Raw genomic sequence first — 8034 nt, 5'->3', positions numbered from 1 at the left:
GAGACAGACGCGAAAAAGCCGAGCCCCATGGCGCAGACGCCGACCAGGCCGCGGGCGATGTGGTTGAACGGACGCTTGGTGGTGAAGGCAGTGCCGAGTTCTTTCCTGAAGGCCAGGAAGGCGATGATCGGGAAGATGGCGAAGAAAGAGCGGAAGAAGACAATCTGGCCGGCCGGAACGGTGCCTGCGGCTTTGATGCAGGTCTGCATGCCGACGAAGACCGCCACCGACACGATCTTGAGCATGATACCGGTAAGCGTGTCGTGCCCGCCGGCATCATCGCTGGCTGTGGCCGAGGGGCTGCCGGGGCCCGCTGTCACGCTCCCGACGCTTCTCGGATCGTCGCCCAGATACGCGCCGGCGTTGCCGGCATGTCGATGTGCTTGACGCCATAAGCGCGCCAGAGCGCGTCGGTCACCGCATTGAGTGCCGCCGGGGTCGAGCCGATGGTGCCGGCCTCGCCCGCGCCCTTGATGCCGAGTGCATTGGTCGTCGACGGCACGTTGCGGGTCTCGAAATGGAAGAACGGGAAATTGTCGGCGCGCGGCATGGCGTAATCCATGAAGCTCGCCGTCAAAAGCTGTCCGTCCTCGCCATAGATAGTGTCCTCGGTCAGTGCCTGGCCGATGCCTTGCACGACGCCGCCATGCACCTGGCCGGCGAGCAGGATCGGGTTCACGGTAACGCCGAAATCGTCGACGATGGTGTAGCGGACAATCTCGGTCGCGCCGGTGTCGGGATCGATCTCGACCTCGCAGATATGAGTGCCGTTGGGATAGGTGCATTCGTCCTGCACGAACTCGCCAAAGCCCTTGAGATCGTCAGGCGTCTTGGCGGCCTTGGCGATGCTGGAAAAATCGATCGTGCGGTCGGTGCCGACGATGCGGGCAACACCATCGGACAGCTCGATGTCGCCGGCAGAAGCCTCCAGCTCGTCGGCGGCGATGCGCTTGATCTTGTTGGCCAGATCCTCGCCCGCGCGGGAAGCCGACACACCCCCCAGCGGAATGGAGCGCGAGCCGCCGGTGCCGCCGCCGGCCTTCAATTCGTCGGTATCGCCCTGGCGGACATGGATCTTGTCGATGTCGAGATTGAGCTTTTCCGACAGGAACTGCGCATAGGCGGTGGCATGCCCCTGCCCGTTGGTCTGGGTGCCGATCTTCAGCGTCACCGTGCCGTCGCCATTGAGTTCGACGAAGGCCGGCTCCGAGCCCGGAAAGGCACAGGCCTCGATATAGGTCGCCATGCCGAGACCGCGGATTTTTCCGCCGGCCTTCGACTGCGCCAGCCGCTCCGGAAACGCTTTCCATTCGGATTGCTCAATGGCCCGCTCCATATGGCCTTCGAATTCACCGGTGTCGTAGAGGCGGCCGGTTTGCGTCCGGTAGGGAAATTGCTCCGGCCGGATGAAATTGCGGCGGCGGATCTCCTCGACGGGCAGGCCGAGATCGTGGGCGCAGGCATCGACCAGTTTTTCCAGCAGGAAGGCTGCTTCCGGCCGGCCGGCACCGCGATAGGCATCGACCGGGCAGGTGTTGGTGTAGAGGCCGGTCACCGAGACGTCGAGCGCCTGGATATCGTAGACACCGGTCGACATGGTGACGCCGATATAGGGGATGAACGGACCATATTGCGAGATATAGGCGCCGATGTTGGCGAGCAGGTCCACCTTCATGCCGAGAAAGCGGCCGTCCTTGTCCAGTGCCATCTCGGCCGTGACGAAATTGTCGCGGCCTTGCGCGTCGGTCAGAAAGTGTTCCGTGCGGTCGCCGGCCCATTTCACCGGGCGGCCAAGCCGCTTCGCCGCTTCCAGCACCAGCGGATATTCGCGGTAGACGAAGCTCTTCGGCCCGAAACCACCGCCGACATCTGGCGTGATGACGCGCAACTGGCCCTTCTTGATCTTGAACACGCTGGCCAGGATATACTGCATGGAGTGCACGCCTTGCGACCCGGTGGTCAGCACGAAGCGCTTCTCCTCGACGTTCCATTCGCCGATCGCGGAGCGCGGCTCCATGTAGTTGCAGACCAGCCGGTTGTTGACGAACTCGATGCGGGTGACGTGTGCGGCCTTGGCGAAAGCCGCTTCGGTCTTTTTCCTGTCGCCCATGTGGTAGCTGAAGGCGCGGTTGGAACCGAGCTCCGGCCAGACCAGCGGCGTGCCTTCGGCAAGTGCATTTGCGGTCCCGGAAGCCGCGTCTTCGCCGTCATAGTCGACATCGATCAATTCAGCGGCATCCTGCGCCAAGGCACGGCTGTCGGCGACGACGAAGGCAACGGCATCGCCGACATAGTTGACGCGGTCGCGGCACAGGATCGGGATGTCGCGCGTCGGCGCCTTGGTGCCGTCCGGCTGTTCCTGCATGACGCCGGATTTCAGATCGCCGAGATGGGCAAGGTCCTTGCCGGTCAGTACCAGATGGACGCCAGGTGCGGCCTTCGCCGCCTCGGTCGAACCGATGGTGAAGCTGGCCTTGGCGACCGGCGAACGCAGGACATAGCCATGCAGGACGCCAGCCGGCTGGATGTCGTCGGTATAAAGGCCCTGGCCCTGGATGAAGGCGGCATCCTCGCGCCGCAGCACGGATGCGCCCATGCCGAATTTCGGTGTGACGACGGTCATGGATGCCTCGTGATGATGACAGGAGAACGAACGCCTGAAATAGGCATTGCCTCAGTTTTGTCGAGGGGCCGTTTCGTGTAAAGAGCGCGGACTTCAAATTTCTTGGACCAGCGGACACAATCCGCCGCCAAGGCAATCGACAGGAAAACCCACGGAATGCGCACGGACACCGGCCAGGTCTTCAAGCTCGAAGACTATCGCCCCAACGACTACCTCATTCCGCAAACCGACCTCACCTTCCGCCTTTCGCCAGACGCAACGCGTGTCACCGCCGTGCTCACGATAGAGCGCCGTGACGGCGTCTCCGTGTCGGCACCGTTGGTGCTCGACGGCGACGGGCTGACGCTCAAGCGCATCGAGATCGACGGCAAGAAGGTAAAACCGGCGGATCTGCTGGCGACGCCCGACCAGTTGACCATCCTCGAGCCACCGGTGGCGCGGCGCTTCCAGTTGCTCATCGAGACCGAGGTGGCGCCGGCGGGCAACGAAGCCCTGATGGGCCTCTACCGCTCGAGCCACGTCTACTGCACGCAATGCGAAGCCGAGGGCTTTCGCCGCATCACCTATTTCCTCGACCGTCCCGATATCCTGTCCGTCTACACGGTGCGCATGGAGGCAATGCGCGACGAGGCGCCGCTGCTCCTGTCCAACGGCAACCCGCTCGAAAAGGGCGACCTCGGCGACGGCTGGCATTATGCCGTGTGGCACGACCCTTTCCCCAAGCCGTCCTATCTGTTCGCATTGGTGGCCGGCAATCTCGGCCGGCTCGCGGACAGTTTCGTCACCCTGTCCGGCCGCACGGTCGAGCTCGGCATCTATGTCGAGCCCGGCAAGGAGACGCTGGCCGGCTATGCGATGGACGCCCTGAAGCGGTCGATGAAATGGGACGAGGAGGCGTTCGGCCGCGAATACGATCTCGACGTCTTCAACATCGTCGCCGTGTCGGACTTCAACATGGGCGCGATGGAGAACAAGGGCCTCAACATCTTCAACGACAAATATGTGCTGGCCGACCGGGAGACCGCGACGGACGCCGATTTCGCCAATATCGAGGCGATCATAGCGCATGAGTATTTCCACAATTGGACAGGCAACAGAATCACTTGCCGCGACTGGTTCCAGCTCTGCCTGAAGGAAGGCCTGACGGTTTTCCGCGACCACGAATTCTCCGCCGACCAGCGCTCGCGCGCGGTCAAGCGTATTGCCGAGGTGCGCACCTTGCGCGCTCACCAGTTTCCAGAGGACCAGGGCCCACTGGCGCATCCGGTGCGGCCGCGCCGCTACCGCGAGATCAACAATTTCTACACCGCGACGGTCTACGAGAAGGGCTCCGAAGTGGTGCGCATGATCCGCACAATTCTCGGTGCCGACGTGTTTCGCGCCGGCATGGACCTCTATTTCGAGCGGCACGACGGTGACGCGGCGACGATCGAGGATTTCATCAAGGTGTTCGAGGATGCGTCCGGCCGCGACCTGTCGCAGTTCGCGCTCTGGTATCATCAGGCGGGAACGCCGAACCTGACGATCAGTTCGACGCACAATCCGGCCGCGCAGGAGTTTACGCTCGAAATCGAGCAGTCGGTGCCGCCGACACCCTCCGAAAGCCGCAAGCGGCTGATGCACATCCCGCTCGCTTTCGGGCTGATCGGCGCCGGCGGCAAGCCTGTGCCGTATAGTAGCGTCGAGGGCGCCAGCGTCGAGGACGGCGTCATCCATATCCGCAAGCGTCGCCACATGGTGCGGTTTTCAGGCGTCACCGAGCGCCCGGCCGTGTCGCTCAACCGCGGCTTTTCGGCGCCGGTGACGTTGTCCGTCGAGCAGAAAGCCGACGACCAGTTCTTCCTTGCCCGCCATGACGGCGACGCCTTCTCGCGCTGGCAGGTTTTCAACACATTGCTGACCGATGCGCTGATATCAGCGTTCCGCGAGATCCTCGGCGGCAAGCAGCCGGCCTTTGCGCCGCGGCTGATCGAACTCGCCGGCAGCATTGCCGGCGACGAGACGCTGGAGCCGGCCTATCGGGCATTGGCGCTGGCCCTGCCCGGCGAAGCCGACATTGCCCGGGACATCGGCAGGAACATCGACCCCGATGCCATCTATGCGGCTCGCGAGGCACTGGCGCTGGCGATCGGCACTGCGAACCGGGACGTTTTTTCGGGCCTCTACCTCAGCCTTGCCGACAGAGAAGCGTTCAGCCCCGACGCGGCAAGCGCCGGACGACGCGCCTTGCGCAACACCCTGCTGGATTATCTGTCGCTGCAGCCGGGCGGAGCGGAACTCGCTGCCGGGCATTTCCAGTCCGCGACCAACATGACCGACCGCGCGGCAGCACTTGCCGTGCTCGCGCATCGTCACCACGGTTCGCCCGAGGCGGTCGAGGCGCTGGCGGCTTTCGAGACGACCTACGGGTCCGACCCGCTGATCATGGACAAATGGTTCCAGATCCAGGCCAGCGTACCGGGGCCGCAAACCGTCGACACCGTGAAGGCCTTGACCAACCACCCGGCCTTCTCGATGGGCAATCCGAACCGGGTGCGCTCGCTGATCGGCACCTTCTCCAGCGCCAATCAGACCGGCTTCCACCGGGCCGACGGCGAAGGCTACTGGTTCTTTGCTCAAACCGTCCTCGAGGTTGAAAAGCGCAACCCGCAAGTGGCGGCAAGGCTGGCGACGGCGCTCAGATCCTGGCGTTCGCTCGAACCCTTGCGGCAGGCGAAGGCCAGGGAAGCGCTGCTCTCGATCGCCGGCGCCGAAAACCTGTCGGCGGATCTGCGGGATATTGTCGAGCGCACGCTGGCTTAGCCGCTCTCTTCCTTCTCCCCTTGTGGCAGAAGGGAGATCCGTGCACGCCGCCAAGCTGGTGAATTTCAACCAGGACCTGCCAGCAGCGGCTTCCGTTAGGCGCTGCGCCAGCGAAAGCCCATTATTTTAGTCGATTTTTAATCTTTTTTCGCCGGACCACTGGACAAGGCGAATCACCTTTGATTCTTTACTGACGATTCGGAAGTGCGGCGTTTGCCGGATCACCAAGCAGCATAGGCAAATTCGGGGAGTGCCATTTATGGCGAAGGCGGACGCGTGGGGCGCGCCCGGAGGGACGGTTTTTGCGCATCGTGAGACGCGCGGCGACGGTCTTGCCGGGAATACGCGACTCATCGCCGAACCGGCCTACCGGCGGCTTCTGGCCGCCGAGCCGCTGCTGCGCCGATCAATACCCGTCCTCATCATCACCTTCCTGATCGTCATCGCGGCGTTGCGCGTGCTGTCGCTGATGAACGAGCGCGACGATGTCGAGCGCAATGCCAAGGCGATCCTGACGCTGGCGGCGGGCCAGCTGGCCAGTTCGCTCGCCACCACCTCGGAAACGGTGCCCGGCGCCATACAGGATCTGCTGGAGACCACCAGCCGTCAGGGCGCGATGGGCCGCAGCCATGTGCTTGTCATCACCGACAGCGCTTTCAAGATCGTCGCGGTGACGCCACGCTCGATGCCATGGCAGGGCCATTCTCTGGACGGCCTCGTCGAGGGCGGCCAGCCCTTGTTCATGTTCGGCGATCGTGCCGGCGTCATGGACGTCAACATCGACGGACGGGATTGGTACGCCGCGGTCAGCCTCGCGAATGGCGGAAAGGGTGCATCGGCGGCCCTGGTGCCACAGGACGCGGTTTTCGATGCCTGGCGCAAGACCGTTTCGCTGAACGTCACCCTGTTCGTGCTGACGGCCGGTGTGCTGATCGTCATCCTCTATGCCTATTTCGGCCAGGCGGCACGTGCGCAGGCGGCCGACCGCATCTACCTCGAAGCGCATCAGCGCATCGACATGGCGCTGGTTCGCGGCCGCTGCGGCCTGTGGGACTGGGACATGGTGCGCGGCAAGATGTACTGGTCGCGCTCGATGTACGACATGCTCGGCTACAAGCCTTGCGAAACGATGCTGTCCTTCGGCGAGGTCGATCAGATCATCCATCCCGAGGACGGCGACCTGTTCGAGCTCGCCAACAGAATCGTCGCACGCGAGATCGATCACATCGATCAGGTGTTCCGCATGCGCCATGCCGATGGCCAATGGGTCTGGATGCGCGCACGGGCACAGGTCATCGATCCGGAAGCGCCGGAGATCCAGCTGATCGGCATCGCCGTCGACGTCACCGAACAGCGTCATCTGGCGCTGCGTTCCGAGGCTGCCGACCTTCGCCTCAGAACGGCGATCGAGAACATCAACGAATCCTTCGTGCTGTGGGATTCGACGCAGCACCTGATCATGTGCAATTCCAAATACCAGCAGGACAACGGGCTTTCGGACCGCGACGTGATGCCGGGCACCGCGCGCGCGGCGCTGGAAGAACGCATGCTGGCCTTTGCTTCCGAAAGGCGGCTTGCCCACACCAGCGGCCTGCAGGGCGGCGCCACTTTCGAGCGGCAGTTGGCCGATGGCCGCTGGCTGCAGGTCAACGAACTGAAGACCCGGGACGGCGGCATCGTCTCGGTCGGTTCCGACATCACCCAGATCAAGCTGCACCAGGAGAAGCTGGTCGACAGTGAGCGACGGCTGATGGCAACGATCCATGATCTCAGCCTCGCGCGGCGGGCCGAAGAGGAGCGTTCGCGCGAACTGGTCGACCTCAACCGCAAATACATGAAGGAAACCGAACGGGCCGAAGCGGCGAACCGGGCCAAATCCGAATTCCTGGCCAACATGTCGCATGAGTTGCGCACGCCGCTGAACGCCATCATCGGCTTCTCCGAACTGATGGAACAAGGGCTGTTCGGCCCGCTCGGATCGGAGCGCTACGAGGAATATGCCACCGACATCAACAGCAGCGGCAAGTACCTGCTGGGCGTCATCAACGATATTCTCGACATGTCCAAGATCGAGGCCGGCCAGTTCTCTCTGGACCGGGAAGAGATCGACCTCGGCCCGCTGATCAGCGAAACCGTACGCGTCGTTTCGCTGCAGGCGGCGCAAAAGGCCATCTCCGTGGAAACGCGCATTGCCGATGCGCTGACGCTGGTCGCCGATCGCCGTGCGATCAAGCAGATCGTCATCAACCTTTTGTCCAATGCGGTGAAGTTCACCGGCCAGGGCGGCCACATATCGGTCAGGGCCCGCAACACATCCGGCGCGCTGGTGCTGACGATCGAGGACAATGGCTGCGGCATCCCCAAGGAGGCGCTCGGAAAGCTCGGACGGCCGTTCGAACAGGTGCAGAACCAGTTCTCCAAGAGCCATGCCGGGTCCGGCCTTGGCCTTGCCATCTCACGTTCGCTGGCCGAGCTTCAGGGCGGCGCGCTGAAGATCCGGTCGAGCGAAGGTGTCGGCACGATCGTGTCGGTGCGCATTCCGGTGAAGAAGAGCGTGCTGGCCGTCAAGGTTGCAGCGTGAAGTTTTTATCACCATCCCAGGCCTGATC

Annotated in this window: 3 protein-coding genes and 1 pseudogene; 2 read left to right on the top strand and 2 right to left on the bottom strand. The window is 63.3% G+C overall.

Features of this window, described 5'->3' with window-relative positions; all coding sequences use genetic code 11:
* Together EN914_RS16450 and EN914_RS16445 are read right to left on the bottom strand one after the other, a co-directional pair.
* Window positions 1–320, bottom strand: a pseudogene (locus tag EN914_RS16450) (EamA/RhaT family transporter); the annotation flags it as partial.
* Window positions 317–2623, bottom strand: coding sequence for a xanthine dehydrogenase family protein molybdopterin-binding subunit (locus EN914_RS16445; RefSeq protein WP_024505279.1), 2307 nt, complete (start codon window positions 2621–2623; stop codon window positions 317–319). The pseudogene EN914_RS16450 and the gene EN914_RS16445, both read right to left, overlap by 4 nt.
* A 156-nt stretch (window positions 2624–2779) precedes the next feature.
* Here EN914_RS16445 and pepN point away from each other — a divergent pair, with 156 nt between their 5' ends.
* Window positions 2780–5425 (top strand): aminopeptidase N, encoded by a 2646-nt coding sequence (gene pepN / locus EN914_RS16440; RefSeq protein WP_127389160.1) that lies wholly within the window; start codon window positions 2780–2782, stop codon window positions 5423–5425.
* Between the two features lie 259 nt (window positions 5426–5684).
* Window positions 5685–8006: a PAS domain-containing sensor histidine kinase gene (locus EN914_RS16435; protein WP_024505281.1), complete on the top strand. Its 2322-nt coding sequence runs from the start codon at window positions 5685–5687 to the stop codon at window positions 8004–8006.
* Window positions 8007–8034 lie beyond the last annotated feature (28 nt).

Origin of the sequence: Mesorhizobium sp. M7A.F.Ca.CA.001.08.2.1, assembly GCF_003998455.1 — a bacterium.
GTDB classification, from domain to species: Bacteria; Pseudomonadota; Alphaproteobacteria; order Rhizobiales; family Rhizobiaceae; genus Mesorhizobium; species Mesorhizobium ciceri.
This window is presented reverse-complemented; position numbering and strand designations above follow the sequence as displayed.